Source organism: Ekhidna sp., from assembly GCF_965228795.1.
Taxonomy (GTDB): Bacteria; Bacteroidota; Bacteroidia; order Cytophagales; family Cyclobacteriaceae; genus Ekhidna.
In genome coordinates this window covers 2,587,487-2,613,846 of sequence record NZ_OZ245839.1, presented here as the reverse complement: position 1 = coordinate 2,613,846, position 26,360 = coordinate 2,587,487, and the positions used below count along the sequence as shown (strand labels likewise).

Sequence of the window (26,360 nt, the reverse complement as noted above, 5' to 3'; positions counted from 1 at the left end):
GATGTTTAGTTTTAAAGTTTAATAGAATTAACATGTTCGAACAAACCTTTAAAAACATAGATGATGTCCTCTGGAAAGATGCCGGGGCGGATAGTGAGCTGGATTATATCGGACAGACCTCCTGGGTGATGTTCCTGCGGTATCTGGATGAGCTGGAAAAGGACAAAGCGGATCATGCGGCTCTTGAAGGGAAAACGTATGACTTTATTCTGGATGAGGACTATCGCTGGTCTAACTGGGCCATGCCGAAGGGTGGAAAAGGTGAGTTTGATCGGAACAAAGCGCTGACCGGGCCTGATCTGGTGGAATTCGTAGATACAAAGCTGTTCCCATACCTCTCTAAGTTCAAGGAGTCAGCAGAGAGTCCGGCGACTATCGAGTATAAGATCGGGGAGATCTTCTCCGAACTAAAGAATAAGATACAATCCGGATACAACCTGCGGGAAGTGCTGGAGCTAGCGAATGAGCTTCCATTCCGATCCTCCAAAGACAAACACGAGCTCAGTCACTTATACGAGACCAAGATCAAAAACATGGGCAATGCCGGCCGGAATGGGGGGTAGTACTATACCCCACGACCTTTGATCCGTGCGATGATTCAGGTGGTTGATCCGCAGATGGGGGAGAAAATCTATGATGGGGCATGCGGGAGCGCAGGCTTTCTCTGCGAAGCGTATGAGTACCTCTATGAGCGGATGGAGAAGAGTACGGATAACCTGAAGACGCTGCAGGAAGAAACCTTCTATGGGAAGGAGAAAAAGAACCTCGCCTATGTGATCGGGATTATGAACATGATCCTGCACGGCATAGAGGCTCCCAACATTGTGCATACAAATACGCTGGCTGAAAGCATCAGTGACATACAGGAAAAGGACCGCTTCCATGTGATCCTGGCGAATCCACCCTTTGGTGGGAAGGAGCGACCGGAGGTGCAGCAAAACTTTGACATCAAGACCAGCGAGACGGCTTTTCTTTTCATGCAGCATTTCATCAAGTCGCTGAAGACAGGTGGACGAGCGGCCATTGTGATCAAGAATACCTTTCTGAGCAATACCGACAATGCCTCCATTGCCTTACGCAAGTACCTGCTGGAGTTTTGCAACCTGCACACCGTGCTGGATATGCCGGGCGGCATATTTCAGGGAGCTGGCGTGAAGACGGTGGTGCTGTTTTTTGAGAAAGGCGAACCGACTAAAAAGATCTGGTACTACCAGCTTGATCCGGGGCGAAACATGGGTAAAACCAACCCGCTCAATGACAAAGACTTAGAGGAATTCATCACCCTCTGTCATGCTGAGCGTAGGCCAGACGGCCAGTCTGAAGGATCTGGCGAAACCGAACGTAGCTGGACCCTCCGGGTATCCGACGTAGACCCGGACACCATGGACCTGAGTGTGAAGAACCCCAACACGCCGGAAGAAGCTCCACTCAGAAGCCCGCAGGAAATCCTTGACGAGATGGAGCAGTTGGACAAAGAGACCAACACCATTCTGCAATCAATCAAAGAGATGATATGAGGGATGATTGGCAATACCTGACTTTGGGAGATATTGGTAAAATATCTATGTGCAAAAGAATTTTTAAAGATCAAACTTCCGAGGTTGGTGATATTCCTTTCTATAAAATTGGAACTTTTGGTAAAGAAGCGAATGCATTCATATCAAAAGAACTATATGATGATTTCCGTAGCAAATACTCATTTCCTAAAACCGGAGATATTCTAATCTCTGCATCTGGAACAATCGGAAGGAGGGTAGTTTATGATGGTGAGCCCGGGTACTTTCAAGATTCCAATATTATTTGGATAGATAATGATGAAAATCAAGTATCCAATGAATTTTTGTACCATTTCTATGGATATTGTGACTGGAATCCATCAAAAGGAGCAACAATTTCAAGACTTTATAATGATGACTTGAGAAGAATAACAATTCCAATTCCCCCACTCCCAGAACAAAAACAGATCGTTTTCATTCTGGATCAGGCGTTTGCCGCTATCGATCAGGCCAAAGTCAATCTGGAACGCAACATCGAAAATGCCAAGGAGCTGTTTCAGAGTAAGCTGAATGAAATTTTTAGTCAGCAAGGTGAAGGTTGGGAGGAGAAGAGGTTGGGGGATGTTTGCGAAAACCTAGATAGCAAAAGGGTACCAATTACCAAGAGCAAGCGAGAGAGTGGAGATATTCCGTATTATGGTGCGTCAGGCATTGTTGATTATGTGAAGGATCACTTGTTTGAAGAGGATTTATTACTTGTTTCAGAGGATGGAGCTAACCTTTTGGCTCGTACTTATCCAATCGCATTCTCAATATCAGGTAAAACTTGGGTAAATAACCATGCTCACGTACTAAGATTTGAACATTTGGAATCTCAGAAATTCATCGAATACTACTTAAATTCAATCAAGTTGGATGATTATATAAGTGGTATGGCTCAACCAAAGCTCAATCAAAAGAAGCTGAATTCCATTCTTGCTCCTTTTCCAGAAATTGAAATTCAAAAATCTGTGGTAGGCTTAATAGAAAACTTATCGGTGAAGAGAACTTCATTAATCGAGGCTTATAAGTCAAAACTCTCCTCTCTAGAAGAACTCAAAAAGTCCATTTTGCAGCAGGCGTTTTCGGGGGAGTTGACGAAACTGTCGGCATCAGGATTAGCAGGATTGGAGGATGAACAGGATTTAGGTGTTGCTGCCGAGCCTAAGGAGAGCTACAATGAAAAAAGTGTGACAAGAAATTGAAATGCAGGATTGTGAACAGGAAGAGAAACAAAATCAAGATAATCCTGAAATCAGGTAAATCATGCTTTAGACAACAGGGAGGATGTATATAGATAAATGAATGACACTTGATGAAATCACATATAAGATCAACGGGTGCGCAATGAAAGTGCACAATACGCTGGGGAATGGATTTCACGGTCCGCCGATGCGGGAGGTGATTTATCAGCGTTGTTTAGCCATTGAATTAGAGCGAGCAGGACTCGGATTCCAGCGGGAGCAGGATCATGTGATCTACTATGAAGGAATTGAAGTTGGAACCAGACGAGCGGATTTTGTGGTGGAAGATTCAGTCATCGTGGAGATCAAGGCACTCATTAATCTGGAAGATGTGCATTTGGCACAAGCCAAAAATTATGTGGTGGCTTATAACAAACAGGTAGGTCTGTTGATTAACTTTGGTAGCAGAAGCCTGCAGTTTAAAAAGATTTATAATCCTAAAATCAAGGATGCAACTGTCGCAAAATTTACGACAGTTCAAAAGGAGGGTGAAGGAGAATTACCTCGACATAAAGATAAAGAGTCATGAATCGGGATCAGGACGTTCAAATATTTGAGACTGAACAGGGGATAGAAGTCCGGGTGATTCTAGAAGATGAAACAGTTTGGGCTACTCAGCGGGAGATCAGTCAACTTTTTGATACGACCCCTCAGAACATTACTCAGCACTTGAAGAATGCTTACGATCTAGGAGAGATCGAAGAAAAAGCAACTTGTAAGAAATCCTTACAAGTTCGGAAGGAAGGCAACAGAAATGTAAGAAGGGAGCAACTTGTCTATAACCTAGATGCCATTTTATCGGTCGGCTATCGAATAAATACCAAGAAAGGAACATTATTTAGGATATGGGCATCTCAAAAACTCAAAGACTACCTCGTCAAAGGCTATGCCCTGAATGAAAAACGGCTCAGCGAAAAACAAGAGCAACTGGATGAGCTAAAAAAAATCGTACAATTGCAAGGTAAGGTCTTGGATCAGTATCAGCTGGAAAGTACGGAAGCAGAGGGTCTGGTAAAGGTGATCACCAGCTATACGCGAGCACTGGATTTACTGGATGATTACGATCACCAGCGATTGCAAATTCCAAAAAGCGTACCTGGTGAGGTGGTGATGATCAGTTATCAGGAGGCCAAGCGTGCCATCCAAAAACTGGGTGAAGAAACCAATTTCAAGGGGCTGTTTGGAATTGAGAAAGACCAATCATTTAAAAGTTCACTGAAAACGATTTATCAAACCTTCGACGGAGATGAATTGTATCCGACTATTCAGGAAAAGGCTGCTCATCTTTTGTATTTTGTAGTAAAGAACCATTCGTTTACAGATGGCAATAAGCGAATTGCGGCATTTCTCTTTGTCTGGTTCTTAGACAAAAACGGTATTTTGTATGCAAGTGAAGGAAGAAGAGCCCTGAGCAATGATGCGCTTGTCGCACTGACATTGATGATTGCAGAGAGTCATCCGGAGGATAAGGATATGATGATCAAAGTGATTGTAAATCTGCTACTTCCAAAAAAATGAACGAATCCCAAACACAGCTCGAACTCATTACTCCTGCTATCCAGGCAGCAGGATGGGGGTCTGTGGAAGGGAGTCGGATCATGGTAGAGTACAACATCAACCAGGGTCGCCTCATTGGTCATGGCAAGCGAGAGAAGCCACTCAAAGCAGATTACATCCTCGTCTATCGAAATCGAAGGTTGGCGGTGATAGAAGCCAAAAAGCGAGACCTCCACTATACGGAAGGATTGGCACAAGCCAAGGACTATGCAGAGCGGTTGGACATCCGCTACACGTACGCCACCAATGGATTGAAAATCTATCAGGTGGATATGGAGGAAGGAAAAGAAGGAGATATAGAACGGTATCCAACGCCGGATGAACTCTGGGAAATGACTTATCCTTCACCAGTCACCGAGGAAGCCAAAGACGAGCGAAGCTGGAAAGATAGGTTTGATGAGGTACCGTTTGCGTTGTTTCAGGGCAAATACGAGCCTCGGTACTTCCAGCGGAATGCCATCATGCGTGTGTTGGATAAGGTGGCCAACAAAACAGAGCGTTTGTTGCTGACCATGGCCACCGGAACAGGAAAGACAGCTACTGCTTTTCATATCTGCTGGAAACTCTTCCATGCCAAGTGGAACTTGCAGCGAGATGCCAAGCGTAGACCAAGAATTTTATTCCTTGCAGACCGGAATATTTTAGCGAATCAGGCTTTCAATGCCTTTAATGCCTTTGATGAAGATGCATTGGTACGCATCAGTCCAAAAGACATCAAGAAAAAAGGGCGTGTCCCGAAAAACGGTAGTGTTTTCTTCACCATCTTCCAGACGTTCATGTCTGGTCCGGATGATTCGCCCTACTTCGGTGAGTATTCACGAGACTTCTTTGACTTCATCATCATCGATGAGTGTCACCGCGGTGGAGCCAATGATGAAAGCAGCTGGCGATCGATCATGGAGTACTTCAGTCCGGCCGTGCAGCTAGGACTTACAGCTACTCCAAAAAGAGATGTAAACAAAGACACCTACAAATACTTTGGTAAGCCAGTCTATACCTACTCACTGAAAGATGGTATCAATGATGGATTCCTCACGCCATTCAAGATGGTAGAAGTTGCAACCACCATAGATGAGTACCAATACACTGATGATGACGAGGTAGTATCCGGTGAGATTGAAGAAGGCAAGGTGTATCAGGAACATGAGTTTAATCGCTCCATTGAAATTCAGGAACGTGAAGCGTATCGGGTAAAAGTCTTCATGGATCGGATCAATCAAAATCAGAAGACACTGGTTTTCTGTGCCACACAGGAGCATGCAGCGTTTATCCGAAATCTCATTAATCAATATGCCACCAGCAAGAACGCCTTGTATTGTGTTCGTGTGACCGCCAATGATGGGGCAAAAGGGGAAGAGTACCTGAAATACTTTCAGGACAATGAGCGGAACATCCCAACCATTCTCACCACCTCACAAAAGCTCAGCACCGGAGTGGATGCGCCCGAAGTTCGGAATATCGTTTTGCTACGCCCGGTCAAAAGCATGGTGGAGTTCAAGCAGATAGTGGGTAGAGGCACCCGTTTGTTTGATGGCAAAGACTACTTCACGATCTATGATTTTGTAAAAGCCCATGAACACTTCAACGATCCGGAATGGGATGGCGAACCCCTCGATCCGGAAGTTGTAACAGGCGGAGGTGAAAAGCCACCTAAGCCTTGTGAGGTTTGCGGAAACGATCCGTGCATTTGCATGCGTGAACCGGGACCCGCATGTTTGGTATGTGGGTATGATCCGTGTGTTTGTGAGAATCCTCCAAGAGAGAAGACCGTGGTGAAACTAGGAGCCGGTAAAGTTCGGGAGATCGATAGCATGGTAAAGACCACTTTTTGGAGTCCGGATGGTAAGCCTATTTCTCATATTCAGTTTATCAAAAACTTATTCGGTGACATTCCTGGCTTCTTCAAAAATGAAGAGGAGCTGCGAAAGATATGGAGCTTACCAGACACCAGGAAGAAACTCCTGGATGAGCTAAGCGAGAAAGGATACACACTCGCACAATTAGAAGAGTTGAGCAAGATTGTTCACGGAGAAGATTCTGACCTCTTTGATGTTTTAAGCTACATCGCTTACAGTAAGAACTTAGTTCCTAGATTGGATCGAGCTGAGAAAACCCGTATTCAGTTTGATAGCTACAATCCTGCCCAGCAAGAGTTCTTGAATTTCGTGCTGGATCAATATGTAAAGGAAGGAGTAGAGGAGCTTGCAGAAGATAAACTCGGGCCGCTTTTGACTTTGAAGTACAATGCGCTTTCAGATGCACAAGAGAAGCTAGGGGACATCCCAACGATACGTAAGACCTTCATCGGTTTTCAGGAGTATTTGTATAATGAAGGGGCGTGATGAAGAGACTTCAAAGTATAAGTCAGGCTGATAAAAAGTTCACCACTTCGGGTAGTCAACCATTTAGAATTCTTGCTAGTGATCTTGAAGTGTATATATGTAAGTATCCACGGAATCCTACTGATTTTAAACTGATTAATGAATTATTAGGGAATCAGTTTGCAAAAAACTGGGGCATTAAGGTGCCTGATATGGCTTTCATTGATGTGCAAAATGAGCACATACCAGATGAAATGTTAGGTGGAGGGTTAAGTTATGTTTCTTTAGAAAAATCAATTTTGGGATCAAAAGTGATTGATGATGCTCTTGATATGGCCGATGGGTTGATTGATGAAATGAGCTCTTCTGAACTAAGGAAGTTCAAGAAGGAAGAACTACTCAAGATTGCTTTATTTGATATTTGGTTGAGTAATGATGACCGAAATCATAATAATAATAACCTCCTTATAAAGGAAGTTCAGTCTGAAAGATCACTGATAGCTATAGATCACGAAGCAATCTTTAATCAAGGAGATTTAAGCCGAGATATATTTGAATTATCCTATGAAGATTCCCTTTTATACTCAGGAGTCTATCACAAGATTTTCAAGAACTCGAAATCAAATGTGGAGCTAATTGAGCAGATTAATGCATCTTTGTATGAAAATACAAGGGTTTGCAATGAGCAAATAGATGAAATATTGGGTCTTATTCCTGCTGAATGGAATGTCGATACTGAAAAACTGAGAAGTAGACTCCACCAAAATATTTTCAGTGAAGTGTGGCTCAAAAAAGTGACTGACACTTTTAAAGAACATGCTTCGTTAATGTTAAAGAACTCATGAAAACCACATATTCCATATTATATACTCCAATAAAGACAATTGGTCAAGAACGATTGAATTTAGGAATGATCATGATTGATGATTATGGTAATATTCAATTCGACTTTGCGAAAGAAAAACTAAAAGCATCAAAAAAACTCTTTGATGATGATGGGTATAAATTGTTGGTTTCATATTTGAATGCAATTGAAACAAAGCTCTCCAAAAAGGATGAATTAATTGATTCTCGTTCCAAGTTCAATACAGGGTACTTAGACTATTTGTCAAATTACTCAAACAATCTGCTCTCATTTTCCAAACCTGTTGATATTGACATTGATCTTTCAGACTCTAACTTCAATCATCTTTTTTCAAAATACATATTCAAAAGAGTAGAAGTGGAGAAACTTACGCCTCTTAAGTCAAGAATTGATTCACTCAAATTAGAGGTTTTGCCAAGAGTAAAAGAAAGGGTGAATGTTAATGTTGATTTAGATGCAGATACTTTTGATTTTGTAATGTTCAATATGAGGATTGATATGATGGGTAGGAATGATATGCCTGTGTTGAATCAATTTATTGATTTTGAGACATCTAACAGAACTATTCAAAAGCAACTTACAGATTATCTAAGCATCGTTAAACCTTTAGAGCTTCGAGAAAAAAAGCCGGGAAAATTTTTTATTGTTGCAGATGAACCCTCTAAGAAAGAGATTAAGCAACACCTGATTTGGCGCCATTTGATGGACTCTCCGCTGATCTCTGAAAAAATAGTAGAAGTAGCGCCAACTAATGAGATTGGTAGAATTGAGGATTATCTTAAAGAGCATGATGTTAAGCCGTTTTTTGAATAATCTTGTCTCAATGCTGTAAAACGCTTCGCTAGCTCAGTGCTCATTTGCAACGAATGCTTTCAAAACAATTTAAATAGGGGGCTAGCCTATTAAACCCGTGTTTAGTACTTTTCCAGCGGTTTTAATATAATCTATTCAATATGCCCGCAGAACTACTCATTTTTCTACTACTCGGAGCTGGTGTACTAGTACTGTTCCTCTACTTTGTTCCAATCAACCTTTGGCTAACAGCATTATTTGCCGGTGTTCAGCTAAGCATACTGGAGTTGGTCTTTATGCGCATTAGAAAGTCTCCCCCACTAGCGCAAGCGTCCGCTTGTGCTTTTCAGTTGTGTAGCCGTGTATTAAAACTTAACGGCTTGTACTTTAAGCAAGGAACATGTATTTTCATTGCGTGAGCAGAAAGTATAAATTCCATGATCAGTCCAGGCTTTACTTTATAAGTTTTGCAACGGTTCACTGGATCGATTTATTTGTAAGACCCGAATACACAGAAATTTTATTGGATAGCATTCGGTACTGTCAAAAAGAGAAAGGATTGGAGGTCTATGCATGGTGTATACTGCCTAGTCATGTTCATTTAATCATCGGCACCACAGACAAACCAATGCAGGACATATTAAGAGATCTGAAAAGCTATACTTCCGGTCAGTTGAGAGAAGCAATTCAGACAAACCCGACTGAGAGTAGGAGGGAATGGATTATCTGGATGATGGAACGAGCAGGAAAAAGAAATGGAAATAATAAAGGATGGCAATTGTGGCAGCAACACAACCAACCGATAGAACTTAGCGATAATGCCATGCTGGATCAAAAGTTGGATTACCTTCATATGAACCCGGTAGTTTCAGGTTTTGTATCAGAACCAGAACACTGGAATTGGAGCAGCGCTATAGATTATTCCGGTAGCAAAGGATTATTGGATGTAATTATTATTGAGTAGGCACAAAGAGCCGGGTCGTTCTGCAATAAGGCACAAGCGGACGCTTGCGCCAGTTAAAGGATCCAGACTACTACCCACACTCAGAGTCACACTCAGAGGGACTCTGAGATAATAGGATAGCCCAATTAATCGTCCAGCCTTCGTTCGAATCGTTTTAACTTGTATCCATGAAGCCTTTTAAAACGCCTGGTGTCTACATTGTTGAAAAAGACGCGTTCCCTAATTCTGTCATCGAGGTGGCTACTGCTATCCCGGCATTTATTGGATACACCCCTCAAGCATCGTATGAAGGTAAGTCCTATCTGAACAAAGCAGTCAGGATCACTTCCTTTCAGGATTTCAAAGCATTTTTTGGCTATGAGGATCCGCCTGCTCAGGCTCAATACCTCCCGGAGTATTACTTGAAACAGCAAAAGGAAAAGCCTGAAAAGGGACGCTCGTATGTGATCAATGGGGATATCTACACCATATCGCCTGATCCGGGGACCATCTATTATTTGGTTAACAGTGTTCGTCTTTTTTATCAAAATGGGGGAGGCGTGGCATACATTGTATCCGTTGGAACGTATGGTGACCCCACCGGGTCTCCAATCCACGCCGGGGATGACCTCATCAATCCAAATGTAACCCTCAGGGACCTGTTGGGTGGCCTGGAGATCCTAAAGCGGGAGGAAGAAGTCACCCTATACATCGTCCCTGAAGCGACCTTACTCTCCACAGATGAAAACGGTACCCTCATGGAAGCAATGCTTTTGCAAAGTGGAGAGCTTGAGACCAATATGTGCATTTTTGACATCAAAGGAGGCCATGAACCTGATCCAATCCTTTACACACAAGACATTCAAAACTTCAGGAATAACACCGGAACCAACGCATTGAAATTTGGAGCGGCATATTATCCCTTTCTGAAAACCACCATTACCGGACCGGGTGAGCTCAGCTACGCCAACATCAATGGAGGCGATCTGAGTGGTTTGGCTAATCTGATAAATCCATCGGCTGAACCCAATCCGGCAGCTGAGCAGATCCTTAAGGATATCAAAAGTCCACCTGCAGGCATGACTCCAGGTCAATTGCATCAGGCTTTGGTGCTTGCCAGTCCGGCCTATAAGGAGATCATGGATATTGTTTTGCAGCACGTTAACATGCTTCCTCCAAGTGGAGCAATGGCAGGGGTTTACACGCTGGTAGACAATACGAAAGGAGTTTGGAACGCTCCGGCCAATGTATCACTTGCAGCTGTTTCCGGGCTCACGTTGAATATTGATGCCTCCATGCAGGAAGGACTGAATGTAGATGCCGTAAGTGGTAAATCCATTAACTGTATACGCCTTTTCACCGGGCAGGGTGTTCTTGTTTGGGGAGCCAGAACGCTTGATGGAAATAGTCTGGATTGGCAATATATCAATGTCAGAAGAACCGTGACGATGATTGAGCAATCTGTGAAACTTGCAGCGAAGGCCTATATGTTTGAACCAAATGATGCCAACACCTGGCAATCTGTGAAAAGCATGATCGGGAATTTTCTGACTAACCTCTGGAACCAGGGAGGCCTTGCGGGCGCCACGCATGCGGATGCTTTTGATGTAGCAATAGGCTTGGGTGAAACCATGACCTCAAAAGACATTTTAGATGGTACAATGCGAATTTCTGTGAAAGTGGCAGTGACACGTCCCGCTGAATTTATCGTCATCGAGGTGGAGCAGGAAATGGCAAAGTCGTAGTGTAAACCTCGTTTGCCGGGAGGCCATTTCTTTTCCATTGACCGAAACGTCGGGTCATTCAAAGGAATCAAAAATCATGGCAAATCGAAGATTCACGAGGGCATGGTGTGTGTATGAGTAAAATCAATCCAGCTAACCCGCAATCACAACACGTGATTTTGCTAGCTTTCGCCGTACCGGCGATTAGGAAGTGTGAATTCATAGCAAAAGGCTGAATTCTATTTGCGAAGTATGAGACATGATTGTATTACAGTAATTAGTTCCACCATTAGGGGTTAGGGGGTGACTTATCTTGCTATTTAGCACCCCTAGAGTTTTAAGTAGATCCTTCGCTACGCTTGACTACCGCAAGCAGGCTCAGGATGACAGTTCTTAGTTGGACTTGCATAATCCACTCAAGCTAACCCCAAGGTTTTATTCACACTCAGAGTCACTCCCAGAGGACTCTGAGATAGCAGGATAGCCGGTTTGTTTTTAATGTCAAATTTTATGCTTCAATGTTGAAATCCCGAACTATTCCAATGCCCACTGAAGGCCTATGCCCAGATTCGGTGCAATGGTGGTGCCATCACCAAAGACCATATCCATCTTAAACACTACAGGAAGTGAAAATGAGCTACTCAGCACTACAGAGCGCCCTGCACCAAAGGCCAGCCCGGCAGTAGATCCACTGCCATCCTGGAAGCTGTGTAGCCCGGCAGAGAGGGTGCCAAACCACTCATCCCAGTATTTATTAAGCATGCAGGATACTTCAAACGTCCAGATGGTACCGTAATCGAAGTAAAAGTCGCTGTTGCCAAAGTTGCGATAGCGTTCCTCATAGAAGTACAGGCGGTTATATCCAAGTGCAACACCAATATCCAGGTCGTTGCTCGTCGTTTTGAGGAACTGTACTTCTCCGTTGTAGTAAAACTGGTTCCAGTCTGTCAGTTGTCGAGAGCCGGACGGTAGGCTGTCATCAAATTTGGGCGAACCGGTGGCTTCTTCAATATTGACCAGGTTGTAGCCCCAACTGTTATGAAAGTTGATTTTAAATTGTGCACAGGCTGCAATGCCTGCAAGCAGCATGAATAAGGATAGGGCGTAGCGTTTCATGCGTGTGTGTGGTTGGTCTTGCTTATCTAAGTTACATAAAATGAGGTGGTTATGCAATCAATCATAGGCTATGGTGTTCCCCCCAACTTAGTACAAGCGTCTACGCGACCTGGTCCGTTTGTGCGTTCATACTGAATGCCAGCGTCACAAGTGCAAGGATCTGCCTCGTGCTCGTTTGTATTTTTTTTGATGCTGTCCGCCTATAAAACCTACTGCTTGACGCGGTAATCCACCACAATGTCAGCAGGATCATCCACATTGTATTGAATGTCAAATTTTACGCCTTGCATGGGCGTGAGTAGCGTATCCTGAATGGTGGCCATGATCCCTAGCTTGAACGTGTCCTGATAAATTTGGTCTTCCACGTTGTATTCAAAAGCCGCTACAAAGTATTTGTCATCTTCGCCTTTCTCTATCTGTATGTCCACGATGTTGGCCTGAACCGTTTCATATTCTTTCCCACAGGAAGTAGACAGCAGCGCAATGAAGAGAATGAATAGGTGAGATGGTTTCATGGGTCTTGGGTTTATTGAGACGAAAGTTACGGCATTTGAAGAGAAGTTGGAGGGGTGTGTAGTGGTATTAATTAATTGTCTTTTAATACTCACGTTCCGATACAAAACTTCGAAAAGATATTCCCCCTACCAGCGCAAGCGTCTCGTTTGTGCATACTTTTTTGACTCTTGGTTACTACTTTTCCACCCTATCCGCAACAATCACCTTCCACACTAGTTCCTCTTTCATGCATAAAAAACCCATAAAGCCCGGACCCGGACAGGAGTCGGTGTGGGACTATCCCAGGCCACCCAGACTGGAGCAGACATCCAAGCACCTACGAATCATCTTTAATGATGTAGTGATCGCAGATACGAACAGAGCGTATCGGGTGCTGGAAACAAGTCACCCACCTACGTACTACCTGTCCATAGAAGATTTTAAACCCGGTGTTTTAGTGCCGGCCTGTGGTAGCTCGTTTTGTGAGTTTAAAGGGATGGCACACTACTACGATATACAGGTAGGCTCTTCGGCGGCTGCTCGTGCTGCGTGGGGCTATGAGGAGCCATCAACGGCTTTTCAGGCGTTGAAAGGTACCGTGTCGGTCTATGCCCATAAAATGGATACTTGCCTGGTCAATGATGAGGTCGTGCTTGCACAGGCAAGTGATTTTTATGGTGGCTGGATTACAAAGGATATCGTAGGGCCATTTAAGGGTGCGCCCGGTACCTGGGGGTGGTAGGAATTAATAGCAACACAGGCTAGCGCGCATTTGTAACGAGTGCCTTCAGAACCATGTTCACTTCCCGATACAGCAATGGCAATTTATTTCTAATCAATAAGTTAGCTGTAAAGGCGTACAAATGGGGTACAAGTTTGGTCTTGTTTTTAACTATTTTTCTTTGTTTTTGCTTGTTTTAGGCTGATTTCAGGCCAAAATTGGAACAATAAGTAAAGTTGGACAATAAGTAATTTTTGAGGCTCAATTTTAACCTCAAACTGAAGCCAATTTGCGCTTCGATTTATCAGAAATCTTAGCTTTTTCGATGGCCTTTTTGTTCTTGATTCTTATCCGGTCAATCTCATAGCTGACTTGGTATTTCATCCAAAATTCTGCTTTGATACCAAGTGCATCTTCTAGTCTGACTGCCAACTCAGGAGTAAGGTTACGCTTACCATTGATGATCTCAGACATTACATTCTTAGCAATGCCTAACTCATTGGCCAAATCAATTTGTTTCATGTCTCTAGCAGCCAACTCGTCTTTCAAAAGTTCTCCTGGATGCATGGCTGATCCGGGAACCAGATCATTTGCTAATTTTCTTTTGTTACTCATAATGCTTCGATATTTCAACAATTTCAATTTCTATCAATTCGTCTTCAACTTCTATAAGGATCAACCTGAATTGTTTATTCAGTCTTATAGAGTATTGACCTTTCCTGTCACCAGACAAAGCCTCGAAATTCAATGACCTGATTGGATAGAGATCCTTCAGATTATCAATTATTGTGAGAATTCTAACCTTCGCCTGATACTGTTTAATTACTTGCTTTGAGAACTTTTGCTTACCCCTTATTTCGTTTAATGGAGTGCTGTATAACCGCTCAAGTTCCCTTGTCTTAAAAGCTACTTTCATGAACAACGCTAATTTAGCTAAATAAGTTTACTAAAAAAGTAAACTTTGCCTATTAATTCCTAAATATTAAGAATGCGAAGATAGGAGTGGCTTTAAAGTTATAATAGTATCAAACTGATACTTATAATGCATTATTAAAACGTAGTGCGACCGTTCAGTTCGTTATGCGAATATGGATATTCCAGAAATCGAATATTGCTAACGAAATCAAAATGAGTTAGCACATGGAAAACCCTTTTAATGAGATTAGCGAACGATTAGAAAGAATTGAGAATCTTCTAACAGATCATCACCAAATGAAAGTTGAGCCTCTTGACAATGAGGAGGAGAAGCTTATGAATGTAAAGGAAGCGGCTAGCTTCCTGGGTGAATCGGTGGCCACACTCTATGGCCGAACGTGCCGGAACCAAATTCCTTTTTACAAACGAGGGAAGAAACTGTACTTCAAAAAGCCAGAGCTCCTAGCCTGGGTGGAGAAAGGCAGGAACAAAACCATTGATGAGATCCAGGAGAGTGCCATGTAAATTCTGATGCTATTTACCTCTTTTCAATCTCTGGGTCAGGTAAAATTTGATTGCTTTTAATAATGAATCTGTAGACATCAATTCTATTGATATCATTTGACGGTTCAATGTTAAGGTAATGTTACCATTCACCTTAATTCAATAGCGATCAATTGACTTTAGTTGAGTTCGGTGATTACCTGCCTTGAGCGTGTTGAAAAGCCTCTTTTTTCTCTTTAAGATCACAATTCGAAACCAAAAGAATAGCTAAACCAAATGAACGAACACAATCAAAAGATATGGCCAATGACCTTACACCAGTTGGCCAGCTCCTACAATGTAAGTAAGAAGGTGATGAGTAACTGGATCAAGCCTTTTGAAGACCAGGTAGGGGAGCGAATCGGTAGGCTCTACACACCGAAACAAGTGGAAACCATTTTTGAGGTCTTAGGACCACCTCCAAACATGGATTAAGATGGATAGGCTTGATAAAGCAAACGAGCGGTTTGAAAGGGCAGTAAAGAAGTTGCAATCCAATCTTCAATACCTTGCTGATAACGACAAAGTGAGTGATCGTTTTCTATCTACTCAGAATCAAATTATCAAAGCGCTTATTGACTACCAACATGAAGTGAATGAAACCATCAGCCGGTTGGAATGGCTGAATGTGGAGGCTTCCTTGAAGGGCTCACAAGAGTACTGTGAGTTGTTGGATATAAAAGAAGCATTTGAGGCGCTCTGTATCATTCACGGTATAATGGATTTTAGGAGCTGGATGGTGAGAGGCAAGGGGTATCTCGTTACTGAAGCGGTGACGCACTACAGACAGAATCAAGTGCAACTTCCTTCCAAGCTTATTAAAATGATCTGGAGAATGTCCGAACATGACAGATCTGCTTTGTGGGGGATTTTTAGAAAGTATGAACCAAATGACAATGAAATGGAACATTATCAAATGATAAAATCAAATCCTGTGTATGCTGGAGCATGAGGAGATTCAAAAGAACGACAAGCCTTCAAAGAAGCACAACATCTTGGAGGTTAAGGATTACCTCGATCTTCAATACGAGTTCCGGAGGAATGTACTGACCATGGAGCTCGAGTATCGGGCATTGGATGGGGATCAATTCAAAGTGCTGGATGAGGCGATGATTAATTCGCTCTGGATAGATCTGCAGATAGATGGGTTCAAGGTTTCTGATTCTATGCTCATCAAGATACTCAACTCGAAGTTGGTTGGATCTCATCATCCACTTCAGGCATACTTTAAGTACTTGCCTCCTCATGATGGCAAGGATCATATTCAAGAGCTGGCTGATTCTGTGATCATCAGTGATGAAGGAGTGGAGGACATCAAAGTCAGCGACCTTTGGAAACCTTATTTAGAAAAGTGGTTGGTTGGGAGTGTGGCCACTGCGATCAACAGAGGAACTAATCACCTTTGTTTGATTCTGGCCGGTGGCCAGGGGATAGGTAAGACTACCTGGCTTAATAAACTCTGTCCGAAAGGTATGGAAGAGTTTCTTGTTTGTTCTCACATCAATCCAGCGCTGACCGATACAACCACTGCCAATTATTTAGCGGAGAAGTGGTTTGTGAATATTGATGACCAGCTGGAGACCATTTTTGGTAAGGACTTCAATGCTATGAAGGCAATTATTACTGCCGGAAATGTCACTAATCGTAAGACCTGGCACAGGTTCTCGAGAAAACGCCCCAGAGTATGCAGCTTTATGGGTAGTGTAAACAACACTCAATTCCTGACGGATACAGAGAACAGGCGTTACCTGGTGTTCCAGGTGAAGGATATTGTGTTGGATGCTAAAGTGGATGTAAATAAGGTATGGAGCCAAGCATTACACCTTCTCAATCGGAAGTATCCGTATTGGTTTAACCGAGAAGAAATGGATGTACTCAATAAAGTGAACAATTTGTACAGACAAACGACTCCTGAGGAGGAGTGGCTGGTGCGATTGTTTGAGCCTTGTGAGCCAACAGATCAACGGGCTAATTATATGATGCCTTCAGAGATCCTTACACAATTGAATGCCTTCTCCGGGATGAAGCTTTCTATTAAGAAGCTGGCTATGGCCATGGAGCGTATGGGATTTGGTAAGAAGATTTCAAAGCGAATCAATGGACAGCCCAGGAATGTGTACCCGGTAATCAGGCGATCAGATATGGATGAACAGAAGCTGCAGAATGAGATACGCGACTCACTGGAGAAACCTCCATTCTAGCGGCCTGTATTTGGTTGTAGCAACTACATTTTACAAGTATTGAATACCTCATCATTTTGGTGGGGTATTTCTATTTTGTTGCTATCCAGTGAGTTATGAGTAAGGTCTAATTACTTCCTTTATTTTCATTTTTAAGTAACTACATGACTACAATAAAATAAGAGATTGAATATCAAAGGGATAGTTCAATTTCTTGTGTAGTCAGGTTGTAGTTGTTGTATTCGGTGTAGTTGGTAGTTGCAGAGAATACTTCGATAATACTTTATGTATGCTTTATCCCAGCCTATGCTATGCTTCGGCTGGCAAGTATTCCTGGACTCTTTAGGCTTACTCACCTTTATTGATACTTATTGCGCCTTAGTGTTCCCTGACCTATTCATAGTGGGAAGGTTGGTCAGGCCATCATTTCATATTGGTATGAAACAAAACTATTTGAAATATGGCAAGACAAAAGGGAATTGTAAAACTGGAAGGGACTATCGGGGATGTTTCCTTCTACAAAACCTCTGATGGCTTCCTGGCAAGGGAGAAAGGAGGTATCGACAAGGAGCGGATCAAGAATGATCCTGCGTTTCAGAGAACCCGTGAGAACGGGAGTGAATTTGGTGCTGCCGGCAGAGCCGGTAGAGTGCTGAGAACAGCCTTTAGGCTGTTGCTCCAAAATGCGGCTGATAAGAAGGTGACCAGCAGGTTGACTTCACAGATGCTGAAGGTGGTGCAGTCAGATCCTACGAATGATCGAGGACAAAGAAGAGTGAGCGAAGGCAACATTGGGTTACTGGAGGGATTTGACTTCAACAAAGATGGCAAGTTGAGTGCTACGCTGTTTGCGCAGTATCAAGCTAGTGTTGATCGTGCTGCTGGTGAGTTGAGTGTTTCTATTCCAGAGTTTATTCCTGCCAACAGTATTGTTGGACCACAGGGAGCAACTCACTTCAAGATCGTTTCTGCAGGAGCTGAGATTGATTTTGATTCTGAGACATTCAACATCAATGCGACCAAGACCAATGATATTCCATTGGATAACGAGCTTCAGCCACAGATCGATCTAGTGAATGCGGTAACGGCTGCTACTGATCAAGATTTGTTCCTGGTGCTGGGTTTGGAGTTTGTTCAGGAGGTGAATGGTGAAATGTATCCATTGAAAAATGGTTCATACAACCCATTGGCCCTAATAGTTTCTGACCGAGCGTAGGGGATGGAGCTATCATTAGTAAGAAGGTATTTTCCTGATGGGACCAACGGGAATTTGTGGAATGGTGATCACCTGGTGTGTCATACCATTGAGTTACCATGGAAAGATAATGAGCGGAATGTCTCATGTGTTCCTGAAGGAAGATACCTTATCCAAACCAGACATACAGAAGAAAGAGGCTTGCACTACATGCTAGCCCAAGTACCGAATAGATACTTCATCTTATTTCATCCTGCGAACAATGCTTTGAAAGAACTGAAGGGGTGTATAGCTCCTGTGAGCCGCTTGACAGGTCCTGGCAAAGGGCTGGAGTCAAGAAGGGCAAACGAAAATTTCAAGTTTGTGCTACGCACAGCGATGGAGAAAGAAGAGGAGGTCTATTTAACCATTAAAAGTATCGAGCATGCAAACCATAAAGTTTGAATTAATCGCCAGTGGCGTACTCTCCATCTTAGTTGGTATCGTTGCTTATTTCCTTAAGCAATTGATCACTGATTTTAAGAAAGTGAAAGAGGATGTTACCGAGGTGAGGAATACAACCGAGATCATCAAGACTGAATTTAAAGGCATGAATGATCTCGTGCATCAGCGGATTGACTTTCTGGATAGAAGAGTCGATCGATTAGAACATGAAACCTTTAAATTTTATGAGAAGAAACAATCTTAATATCATGGAGCGTGCGAAAGCACCTACTCCGAAGTTTTTCCGGATAGCCCGGAATGTGGGTTTGATCCTGGTGGCAGCTGGGGGAACACTCCTGGCCTCACCCATTGCCATTCCTGCAGTTGTGGTGAAAGTGGCCGGCTATCTCACAGTGGCTGGCGGTGTGTTGTCTGCGGTTAGCCAGGTTACTGTAGATGAGAAGGAACTGAATCTTAACCAGGTTGTTAAGAAGAGGTGAGATTTACGATGGCAAACCTAATTTATGAGCCCTCAAAAAAGTGAGGGCTCTTTTTTTGCAAAGGCTTTCCTGTGATATTCCTGGCACCAGCCAAACATGCTTACATACATATCCCGTTTGGTCCCCGGTTCCAATTTCAATGCCTGATCAACTATGAACTTCATGCAATCTTCGAATTCCTTCTGGTTCATTTTACGCATGACTCTTCTGATAATTGCCGGATTTAGGTGATTAAAAAATGCTTCCATTTACTACTCGGTTTAAATGTGAGAAAAAAACATGAGTAGCTTTCCAAAAGAAAAAAGAGAAAAAAAGAAAGCTTCATTCAAAAGTGGCGGGGGTAAAATGCAAGGCTTTGGTCAAGCGCTGGGTTGTGCCGGCATTGCCATTTTAATTGGTGCGGAAGGTGGTGGGGAGCCACTTACTTTTGGTGGATTTTTTACTATTTCACCTAATAACTGGCTTTGCTGTGCTTAAGATGAGATCAATATTTTTTGTGATCTCAGGAATATTGTTGCTAAGCAAACCTAAATCCCACTCGTATAACACATAAGCTCCTTGCTTGTAATCTTCAACAGCACTGTTTATTCCTTTTATTGAAAGTTTTGGGTGATTCTTCTTAATGAATTCGAATATTATCTCAATATTCCGAGTTTCTGCCATGGCCTTTAAGTGTAGATTGAAATCTTCATTGATTTCAAAGTATATGAAACCATTATTTGGGTCGAGGAGGCCATTGAATGTAAAACTTTCATTATTCCAAAGTTCTGTGAAATTCAATATGACATCACCTAATACAGTGTACATTCTGTTAACCCGGTACAATGATAAATGGCCGTGTTGTCCGGCATATTTATGATTCCATTCAGTAGCGATATTATAGTAATGGGGTACAGTGAATTCAGGGGTATGTAAAGTCATTCGGTTGACGGGAAAATCTGTAAGTCCAAGAAATGACTTATACTCTGTTAGAAGATTGTTAATGTTTTCTAAATAGAAATCCAGTTTTTTTCTCTTCTCAATTTCAAAAGCAAGCCATCTTTTCCATACCAATAGTTCCTCTGAAATATGATTTGATTCAAGCTGTTGAAGAGAACTGCTAGTAAAATTAAGCATCACCTCAGCTGTGATATGTTTAAAACTGGTGGAGCCTGGCCCATTGTTGAAATTACCATCATCAGTTTGCTTTATATAGAATTCAGATAGGCCATAAGTGATGAATAGGAAGTGAACCTTTTTGGACGGCCAGTAGTCGTGATATGTATTGTAAATTCTAGTGGTTTGCCACTCAGTATCAAATCCACCACTTTCTTGAGAGTCCACCTTTGTTTCGATGACAATAGCATGATTGTCAAATTCAAGCAATACATCAAAAGCTCTTTTCCTATGAGCACTGCGAAGCTGCCCTAAATTCTCTGAAGTTCTCAAGATGTGCTTACTGAAAATATTTGTCAGATTCTGATCACTCAATTGATACATAAGGGCAATTAGACAATCGTCATGGAATCGTTCTCTTTTGAAATCCTTAAAGTAGTTTGGACTCATGATAATCTATTCAGGCAAATAATCACCCATTAGATTCCAATCCATACCATTTCCCCAACCCTGGCCATGGTCGCTGATGTTTACTTCTTTGTGCTTCTCGCTTACCTTATGCTCACCATATTGGAGTAGGTATAAAATTGTACCGGGTCTGAGGTGTAAGCTTGCCCAGGAAAGTGGGGTGTCACCATTGGCGTCTTTAGCTTCTTTATTCGCTCCATTTTCAACTAGGAACTGAATTGTTCTTTCATCAGCGAAAGCAGCTGCCCGATGGAGAGGAGTTTCACCTCGTGTTTTGACATCCCGCATAAATCCACCTGTCTCAATTCCAGGTTTGGTTCGTGCGTTGACATCTGCACCTTTTTCAACAAATAGTTTTACTGTGTAGAAATAGTAGGGTCTACCTGCTTTGACTAATGCATTATGAAGCGGAGTTTCATCTGTTGCATCCACTTTGCAGTTTGGGTCAGCGCCCTGGTTGATAAGGAAATCACATACCTTCCAATGGCCAAAGAATGCTGCATTACCAAGTTCATCGTTGAGGTTTATACTTTCAAGTGTACCTCCCGATTCTAATACTGCCCTTAGGCCTGTGGTGTCATTGTAATAGACTAACCATTGAAGTGGTTTGATCCTTCCTTGATTTAACAAGGCTTTCCAGTTATCATTTTTCATCAAATGGAATATGTAATCTGTACGACCTCTGCTGATGTGTGAAAGAATATTCTCTACGTTCATAGCAACATCTTTCTTTTAAGTTATCTAAATCCTATTACTGATCCAATTCAGGGTTGGGAAAAAGGTAAAACAGCCTTGAGCTAGCGTTGGGAAAGTGGCGGTATCATGAGCAGAAACATCCTTTCTGTTACCGAATGAAAATCATGGTTATCCCTGTCAAATAGAGAACGAACGAGCCACTGCGCAGCGAGCCGTCCGCGAGTGCGAAGGAAGCCTATCCAGAAGAAGGCCGAGGTACGAGGACGACTGGGAGTGGGAACAGGCCTGTGGCGTTGGGTTGTGGGCTGGACAGGCCGTGGTGACTGAAACTGACTGAGCCCGCAGGCGAGCACAAACACGGGCTGTGGATTTTTGTTTTGGCCTACCTGCCGGAGGCTCTATTGACTAAAACAAAAATGGGAACAGCCGCAGCGAGGAGCACAGGCCGGGCAAGTGTAGTAAAATGCAAATAGGCCAGCGGGATGGTTAAATAGTGGAGCAAGTAAAATGATAGTGTGATACCTCTTTTGCTCTCTTTTTTAAGAGTGCAACTACTTACAACCAACTATCACTTTATCATTTTACTTGTGGAACGATTTACGGTGTGAAGATTTGCAGTTTTACGGAACGCAGAACCGGACGAGTACCGCAGATGCACCGCTTTACCTGCGCGTTGGGTTAGGGCAGGAAAGACAAGGGTAGGACTGAAGGAGTGTAACATAGCGAAACGAGTGAAGGAGTACGCTTGTGCGGGTACCGGAAGCTTGTGAGTGCAGTGAGGTACGAACGGAGTGAACAGGCTGGAGGGAGGGGTTAAGGATAGATAATAATTTGACAATGAATAATCTTACTTATATCTAACTGAAAAAGAAATTGATATAATCGGAAAATATTCTCTTAAAAACTATATTTAGGTTTTGACAATATGAGTATTACGCCACATTGCATGTAATTTTTAAGATAATCTGTGAGTAAATCCTTTATTGCATATTCATAGGTGTTTTGACATGATCATGGGAACGTGATTTTTCAGTTCTAAAGCAGGCACAAAATGAAGGAAAAATAAAATTAGGAATTGGGGAAAATTCCATCAAATATTGACAGATTATCTGATAAAGACCTGCTAAAGCTTCGTATTCTAGTGGGGCAAGAACTTCATAGAAGAGGTTTAAAATTCTCTGTAGGTGAACTAGGTGAAAATTATGCCATCGAACATTTTAATTCAACACCAGGATTGCCCAATCTTCTTAAGGCTCCAACAGGAGCAAAAAATGTAGATGCATTAAGCAGAGATGGCGATCGATATTCAATAAAGACTGTGCAGCGAGGCAAGAAGACTGGTACGATTTATCCAGATAGTGAAGAAAATGATAAACAACTATTTGAATTTATCCTTTTGGCTGTTCTGGATGATCAATATGAGTTAGATCAGCTTTTCCGTTTTTCTTGGAAAGATTTCTTGAAGGTTAGGGCTTGGGATAAAAGGATGAACGCTTGGTATATACCGGTGAGTAAAAATCGAATAAAAACCGCTCAAAGAATAAAATGACTCTAAAAACTATAGACCTATTCTGTGGTGCCGGGGGCAGTAGCTATGGCGCTCGAAATGCGGGAGCTGAAATTGTTGCCGGATTTGATATGTGGGATCCTGCTATAAAAGCATTCTCAAAAAATTTCCCAAATGCAAAGACATTTGCAGGAGACCTAAGACTTTATGATCCTGGCGAAATATTAGAAGAAACAGGTCCTATTGATTTAATTCTTGCATCTCCGGAATGTACCAATCACTCAGTCGCAAAGGGATCAAAAGAAAGATGTGAGGTTAGTAAGCGTACTGCTTTCGAGGTTACGAGATATGCTAAAGAGATTGATCCAAAATGGATAATTCTTGAGAATGTAGTTGAAATGGCATCATGGAGCGAACAATCAAACCTATTGGAAGAGCTATGGGGATTAGGCTATTTTGTTAAGGAGATGCGATTAGATTCCTCTGAATTCGGAGTTCCTCAAGCAAGAAAACGCCTTTTTCTTATTTGTTCTAAAGCTACTGAAGTAAGTATTCCAGTGCCTTCTGGGATTAACAAAGTTCCTGTGAAGAACATTATTGATTGGTCAGATAAATATAGGTTTACTCCATTGCGAAAGAAAAATAGAGCAACTAAGACTCTTGAAAGAGCAGACAATGCTATCAATTCAGTTGGTTCTAATGTTCCTTTCCTTATCGTTTACTATGGGACAGGTGATGGATGGATGTCATTGGAAAAACCATTAAGAACTATAACAACATTGGATCGATTCGCGCTTGTAAAACCTGATAAAAAATATGGGCATGTAATGAGAATGTTACAACCTGAAGAGTTGAAGTTAGCAATGGGGTTTGGCCCGGATTATGATCTAGATATTCGCGTCACAAGAAGGGAAAAAATTAAACTTATGGGCAATGGAGTATGCCCTCCGGTGATGGAAGCTCTTGTGAGAGGATTGAATTCATTCGTTCACTAATTTCTCATTTACTTGACATTTGAATGGCCAAATATTCAATTAGACAAGACTTCATTCTCTCTGAAGGAGAATACCAAAGGTGCTGGTCTGCCTAAAATGATCCTAAGGTCAATTGACTTTCTTAAGGATTATTTAGAAAATTCTTCAAGCCAGAAAATATGTTTGACTTTCCCCTCCAAAGAGGATATCTCACATTATTTAGCAACAGCACTTACTTTTTATTCGATTAAAGATGATTTCCTTAAGCATGCTAGCGAGATATATAGAGCTCATGAAATATACAAACCTGGTGACAGATTAATATTAAATGATGATGCAATTGTTGAATGGGTTGGTTCTGATGAAACTGGAATTAGTTTTAAAACAAAAAGGGAAAGAAATGCATCAGGAGCTATCTGTAAAGTTAAATTCAATCATATAATTAAATTGAAACCTGCTCCTAAAAATAGGCATGCACTGTCGGCATATAAAAGAGTCCGAAAGGCTTTTAGAAGCAATCAAGATTTTGAGTTGGACAAACTCCTTGGAATTAATTCACAGGGGAATCATGTATTTATCAAGAAATCAGTTGGATTGGTTTCAAAACTAAAAAATCATAAAGAATTTACTGATACCGTCTTTTTAAACAACTCGAAAGTTAGTAATTATATCAAACCTGGTTTCATTGATGAAGATGGAAACATAGAGACTAAATATACTCCTATTGTTATAGCCAATTCTCTTGGAGGTATTCAATTGTATAAAGGAGCGGGAAATGAATTAGACTTTCTGGTTATTGATAGTATTTCCTTTGTCACTGAGCGTTTAACAGATTTTAGAGATATAGATGATAATAGTCACCCGATTTTGATAGTGACAGATTTATCGGAGATTCATCTTTTGCAAAACATTGTTGATCTGGGGTTTACACCTTTCCTGATTGAACCCGATCCTAGGGCTGATGTACAGGATTCTAAAGTCAGTCCTTTTCAAGGATTTGAAATGAGAAATAGGAATTTTTCTAAAATAAGAATTGCAAAATTTGTGGTCAATAGTGATGAAATTCAATCAATAGCTAAGTTACTGCAATCAATAAAGATTAATCCTAATGATAGTCCCGAAATCAATTCTTTGATTTTTTCCAGTATTCAGACATTTAACCTAATAAGCAGGTTAATAAAGTCAATCAATGACAGTGATTTGTTGTTGATCGGAAGTAAGATAGATGAATTAAAGACAAAGTATGATGACAATAAATTATGGTTAGGTGAAACCAAGGAACCTCTTGAAAAAGCAATCTGTGGTATGCTTTCAATAAAAAATTCTGGGAATAAAATTATTACAAAATCTTCACAATTTCTTGAGGTCATAAATAGGGAAAGGTTTACACATATATTAACCGCTACTGAAAATGAGGCAGCTGAAATTTTGAAATTCATAAAGCAGTCACCACATATTAAACCTGAATCCAAACATGTTAAGTGCATGTGTACGTTGGAATTGGATGATCAACTGCTTTATGAATATCCCAAAAGTGTGCTCATTGTAGGTTGGCTCAAATCAACAACCCTAAAGAGACTACTTGATAATCTATATTTTGACAAGATCACTTTTCTTTTCTATTTATTTGAAGATGAGTATTTTAATTCATTTCAGAGAAATCATAGTAACTCAGTAAGACTATTAAATACTACAGATTTATCAGGTGAAGTAAGGGAAAAAACAAGTGATTCTTTAAGGCAATTATTTGGTGATACCGAACTGTCTGACAATGATAAATCTATTGATGTTGAGGATTATGAATTGAAAATAGAGCAGGCAAGATATTCACAGTATAAAGCAAGTTCTGATAGTCAATCAGCTTTAAGTGCAAAAAGAATTGACTTTCAAAAAGATTACTTCATGTTTTCTTCTGAGTCCCATCGATTGCTTGTAATCAACGATTTGTTAGATAAACTAAGTGATAGTATTCGTCTGAAAAAGGTTGAAGCAGTGAAGAATGGGGATATTATTGTCTTTTTGTCAACAAATAGAGATATATTGGTTGAAACGGTTGAAAGGATAGTACAGCCAAAAGATCTTGGCATGGTGAAGAAATGGATTGCGCTATGGAAGAATATACTTTGTTCATTATACCAATCCTATGATCAGGATATTTCTATTCTTAGTAGAAGATTAAAGGAAAATGGATGTGTGAAACATCAAGTAACAATTCGTAATTGGCTATTTGATGAAAGTCGAATAGGTCCTAGTGACAATATTGATTTGGTGGCAATTGGAAAATTGGGGCAGAGCGATGAGCTTCTGAATAACATAAAATTAGTCAGATCGGCTATTTCACAAATGAAGACATGGAGAATGCAGGCTTCAGATATCATTTTGAACAAGATCAAATCTGAACTGTATGTACTTGTGAGTCAGGAAGATTTAAACCAGAACCGCAGGATTGAAGGGCTAGGAGATATCACTGTTTTGAAAGTTAGGGCAATAAGTAATCATTGGGAAGATATTGATATTCGGTATGTAAATAAACTTTTTTACAAGTAATGGC

At 41.5% G+C, this 26,360-nt stretch carries 30 protein-coding genes and 1 pseudogene; 24 read left to right on the top strand and 7 right to left on the bottom strand.

What is annotated here, in order from left to right; genetic code table 11:
• The first annotated feature begins 32 nt into the window (after window positions 1-32).
• The 11 genes and pseudogenes from ACQK2H_RS11705 to ACQK2H_RS11655 all read left to right on the top strand — a co-directional run bounded on the left by ACQK2H_RS11705 (window position 33) and on the right by ACQK2H_RS11655 (window position 11,002).
• Complete coding sequence (locus ACQK2H_RS11705; RefSeq protein ID WP_425391630.1) at window positions 33-563, top strand: type I restriction-modification system subunit M N-terminal domain-containing protein; 531 nt, start codon at window positions 33-35, stop codon at window positions 561-563.
• 12 nt (window positions 564-575) lie between these two features.
• Window positions 576-1,517: pseudogene (locus ACQK2H_RS11700) on the top strand (HsdM family class I SAM-dependent methyltransferase); the annotation flags it as partial.
• Complete coding sequence (locus tag ACQK2H_RS11695; protein ID WP_425391629.1) at window positions 1,514-2,740, top strand: restriction endonuclease subunit S; 1,227 nt, start codon at window positions 1,514-1,516, stop codon at window positions 2,738-2,740. The pseudogene ACQK2H_RS11700 and the gene ACQK2H_RS11695, both read left to right, overlap by 4 nt.
• A 100-nt stretch (window positions 2,741-2,840) precedes the next feature.
• Window positions 2,841-3,308: a GxxExxY protein gene (locus ACQK2H_RS11690; protein ID WP_425391628.1), complete on the top strand. Its 468-nt coding sequence runs from the start codon at window positions 2,841-2,843 to the stop codon at window positions 3,306-3,308.
• On the top strand, window positions 3,305-4,297 hold the full coding sequence (gene rhuM / locus ACQK2H_RS11685; RefSeq protein WP_425391627.1) for a RhuM family protein: 993 nt from the start codon (window positions 3,305-3,307) through the stop codon (window positions 4,295-4,297). The genes ACQK2H_RS11690 and rhuM overlap by 4 nt, the downstream gene beginning before the upstream one ends.
• Window positions 4,294-6,678 carry an EcoAI/FtnUII family type I restriction enzme subunit R gene (gene hsdR, locus ACQK2H_RS11680; RefSeq protein WP_425391626.1) on the top strand — a complete coding sequence of 795 codons (2,385 nt, stop codon included), beginning with the start codon at window positions 4,294-4,296 and terminating at the stop codon, window positions 6,676-6,678. Before rhuM ends, hsdR begins: the two co-directional genes overlap by 4 nt.
• Entirely contained in the window at window positions 6,678-7,502 is an 825-nt protein-coding gene (locus ACQK2H_RS11675) for a HipA family kinase (protein WP_425391625.1), read from the top strand. The genes hsdR and ACQK2H_RS11675 overlap by 1 nt, the downstream gene beginning before the upstream one ends.
• Window positions 7,499-8,335 (top strand): hypothetical protein, encoded by an 837-nt coding sequence (locus tag ACQK2H_RS11670; RefSeq protein ID WP_425391624.1) that lies wholly within the window; start codon window positions 7,499-7,501, stop codon window positions 8,333-8,335. The genes ACQK2H_RS11675 and ACQK2H_RS11670 overlap by 4 nt, the downstream gene beginning before the upstream one ends.
• 140 nt (window positions 8,336-8,475) lie before the next feature.
• Window positions 8,476-8,733, top strand: a complete 258-nt coding sequence (locus tag ACQK2H_RS11665) for a flotillin-like FloA family protein (RefSeq protein WP_425391623.1) — start codon at window positions 8,476-8,478, stop codon at window positions 8,731-8,733.
• The gene (locus ACQK2H_RS11660; RefSeq protein WP_425391622.1) at window positions 8,730-9,278 is read left to right on the top strand and encodes an REP-associated tyrosine transposase; all 549 of its coding nucleotides are present in this window, start codon (window positions 8,730-8,732) and stop codon (window positions 9,276-9,278) included. The genes ACQK2H_RS11665 and ACQK2H_RS11660 overlap by 4 nt, the downstream gene beginning before the upstream one ends.
• Window positions 9,279-9,445: 167 nt before the next feature.
• Window positions 9,446-11,002: a phage tail sheath family protein gene (locus ACQK2H_RS11655; protein WP_425391621.1), complete on the top strand. Its 1,557-nt coding sequence runs from the start codon at window positions 9,446-9,448 to the stop codon at window positions 11,000-11,002.
• Between the two features lie 513 nt (window positions 11,003-11,515).
• Here ACQK2H_RS11655 and ACQK2H_RS11650 read toward each other — a convergent pair.
• Both ACQK2H_RS11650 and ACQK2H_RS11645 read right to left on the bottom strand, forming a co-directional pair.
• Window positions 11,516-12,097: a hypothetical protein gene (locus ACQK2H_RS11650; RefSeq protein WP_425391620.1), complete on the bottom strand. Its 582-nt coding sequence runs from the start codon at window positions 12,095-12,097 to the stop codon at window positions 11,516-11,518.
• A 209-nt stretch (window positions 12,098-12,306) separates the two neighbouring features.
• Window positions 12,307-12,612 carry a hypothetical protein gene (locus ACQK2H_RS11645; RefSeq protein WP_425391619.1) on the bottom strand — a complete coding sequence of 102 codons (306 nt, stop codon included), beginning with the start codon at window positions 12,610-12,612 and terminating at the stop codon, window positions 12,307-12,309.
• 227 nt (window positions 12,613-12,839) lie between these two features.
• Between ACQK2H_RS11645 and ACQK2H_RS11640 the strand changes: the two genes are divergently transcribed.
• On the top strand, window positions 12,840-13,334 hold the full coding sequence (locus ACQK2H_RS11640; protein WP_425391618.1) for a DUF427 domain-containing protein: 495 nt from the start codon (window positions 12,840-12,842) through the stop codon (window positions 13,332-13,334).
• Between the two features lie 252 nt (window positions 13,335-13,586).
• Here ACQK2H_RS11640 and ACQK2H_RS11635 read toward each other — a convergent pair whose 3' ends face one another.
• Together ACQK2H_RS11635 and ACQK2H_RS11630 are read right to left on the bottom strand one after the other, a co-directional pair.
• Window positions 13,587-13,928, bottom strand: a complete 342-nt coding sequence (locus ACQK2H_RS11635) for a HigA family addiction module antitoxin (RefSeq protein WP_425391617.1) — start codon at window positions 13,926-13,928, stop codon at window positions 13,587-13,589.
• Complete coding sequence (locus ACQK2H_RS11630; protein ID WP_425391616.1) at window positions 13,921-14,229, bottom strand: type II toxin-antitoxin system RelE/ParE family toxin; 309 nt, start codon at window positions 14,227-14,229, stop codon at window positions 13,921-13,923. Before ACQK2H_RS11630 ends, ACQK2H_RS11635 begins: the two co-directional genes overlap by 8 nt.
• 224 nt (window positions 14,230-14,453) lie before the next feature.
• Here ACQK2H_RS11630 and ACQK2H_RS11625 point away from each other — a divergent pair, with 224 nt between their 5' ends.
• From ACQK2H_RS11625 to ACQK2H_RS11590, 8 genes are all read left to right on the top strand, one after another.
• Window positions 14,454-14,753, top strand: coding sequence for a helix-turn-helix domain-containing protein (locus ACQK2H_RS11625; protein ID WP_425391615.1), 300 nt, complete (start codon window positions 14,454-14,456; stop codon window positions 14,751-14,753).
• Window positions 14,754-15,008: 255 nt separating this feature from the next.
• Window positions 15,009-15,206, top strand: coding sequence for a hypothetical protein (locus tag ACQK2H_RS11620; RefSeq protein WP_425391614.1), 198 nt, complete (start codon window positions 15,009-15,011; stop codon window positions 15,204-15,206).
• Window position 15,207: 1 nt separating this feature from the next.
• Entirely contained in the window at window positions 15,208-15,723 is a 516-nt protein-coding gene (locus ACQK2H_RS11615; protein ID WP_425391613.1) for a hypothetical protein, read from the top strand.
• Window positions 15,710-16,972 carry a VapE domain-containing protein gene (locus ACQK2H_RS11610; RefSeq protein WP_425391612.1) on the top strand — a complete coding sequence of 421 codons (1,263 nt, stop codon included), beginning with the start codon at window positions 15,710-15,712 and terminating at the stop codon, window positions 16,970-16,972. Before ACQK2H_RS11615 ends, ACQK2H_RS11610 begins: the two co-directional genes overlap by 14 nt.
• A gap of 439 nt (window positions 16,973-17,411) precedes the next feature.
• Complete coding sequence (locus ACQK2H_RS11605) at window positions 17,412-18,167, top strand: hypothetical protein (RefSeq protein WP_425391611.1); 756 nt, start codon at window positions 17,412-17,414, stop codon at window positions 18,165-18,167.
• Window positions 18,168-18,170: 3 nt separating this feature from the next.
• Window positions 18,171-18,590, top strand: a complete 420-nt coding sequence (locus ACQK2H_RS11600; RefSeq protein ID WP_425391610.1) for a DUF5675 family protein — start codon at window positions 18,171-18,173, stop codon at window positions 18,588-18,590.
• Entirely contained in the window at window positions 18,571-18,834 is a 264-nt protein-coding gene (locus ACQK2H_RS11595; protein WP_425391609.1) for a hypothetical protein, read from the top strand. The genes ACQK2H_RS11600 and ACQK2H_RS11595 overlap by 20 nt, the downstream gene beginning before the upstream one ends.
• The gene (locus ACQK2H_RS11590) at window positions 18,815-19,069 is read left to right on the top strand and encodes a hypothetical protein (RefSeq protein ID WP_425391608.1); all 255 of its coding nucleotides are present in this window, start codon (window positions 18,815-18,817) and stop codon (window positions 19,067-19,069) included. The genes ACQK2H_RS11595 and ACQK2H_RS11590 overlap by 20 nt, the downstream gene beginning before the upstream one ends.
• A 32-nt stretch (window positions 19,070-19,101) precedes the next feature.
• Here ACQK2H_RS11590 and ACQK2H_RS11585 read toward each other — a convergent pair whose 3' ends face one another.
• On the bottom strand, window positions 19,102-19,317 hold the full coding sequence (locus ACQK2H_RS11585; protein WP_425391607.1) for a hypothetical protein: 216 nt from the start codon (window positions 19,315-19,317) through the stop codon (window positions 19,102-19,104).
• A gap of 31 nt (window positions 19,318-19,348) precedes the next feature.
• Here ACQK2H_RS11585 and ACQK2H_RS11580 point away from each other — a divergent pair, with 31 nt between their 5' ends.
• Window positions 19,349-19,546, top strand: a complete 198-nt coding sequence (locus ACQK2H_RS11580; RefSeq protein ID WP_425391606.1) for a hypothetical protein — start codon at window positions 19,349-19,351, stop codon at window positions 19,544-19,546.
• Here the strand turns inward: ACQK2H_RS11580 and ACQK2H_RS11575 are convergent.
• Window positions 19,517-20,614, bottom strand: a complete 1,098-nt coding sequence (locus ACQK2H_RS11575; RefSeq protein WP_425391605.1) for a hypothetical protein — start codon at window positions 20,612-20,614, stop codon at window positions 19,517-19,519. The two genes, ACQK2H_RS11580 and ACQK2H_RS11575, sit on opposite strands and share 30 nt — an antisense overlap.
• 6 nt (window positions 20,615-20,620) lie before the next feature.
• The gene (locus tag ACQK2H_RS11570) at window positions 20,621-21,349 is read right to left on the bottom strand and encodes an ankyrin repeat domain-containing protein (protein WP_425391604.1); all 729 of its coding nucleotides are present in this window, start codon (window positions 21,347-21,349) and stop codon (window positions 20,621-20,623) included.
• Window positions 21,350-22,403: 1,054 nt separating this feature from the next.
• On the opposite strand from ACQK2H_RS11570, the gene ACQK2H_RS11565 reads away from it, so the two are divergent.
• The 3 genes from ACQK2H_RS11565 to ACQK2H_RS11555 are packed head-to-tail and all read left to right on the top strand — an operon-like array spanning window position 22,404 to window position 26,356.
• Window positions 22,404-22,877 (top strand): hypothetical protein, encoded by a 474-nt coding sequence (locus ACQK2H_RS11565; RefSeq protein ID WP_425391603.1) that lies wholly within the window; start codon window positions 22,404-22,406, stop codon window positions 22,875-22,877.
• The gene (locus ACQK2H_RS11560; protein WP_425391602.1) at window positions 22,874-23,830 is read left to right on the top strand and encodes a DNA cytosine methyltransferase; all 957 of its coding nucleotides are present in this window, start codon (window positions 22,874-22,876) and stop codon (window positions 23,828-23,830) included. Before ACQK2H_RS11565 ends, ACQK2H_RS11560 begins: the two co-directional genes overlap by 4 nt.
• Before the next feature lie 12 nt (window positions 23,831-23,842).
• The gene (locus tag ACQK2H_RS11555; RefSeq protein WP_425391601.1) at window positions 23,843-26,356 is read left to right on the top strand and encodes a DrmE family protein; all 2,514 of its coding nucleotides are present in this window, start codon (window positions 23,843-23,845) and stop codon (window positions 26,354-26,356) included.
• The last annotated feature ends 4 nt before the right edge of the window (window positions 26,357-26,360 follow it).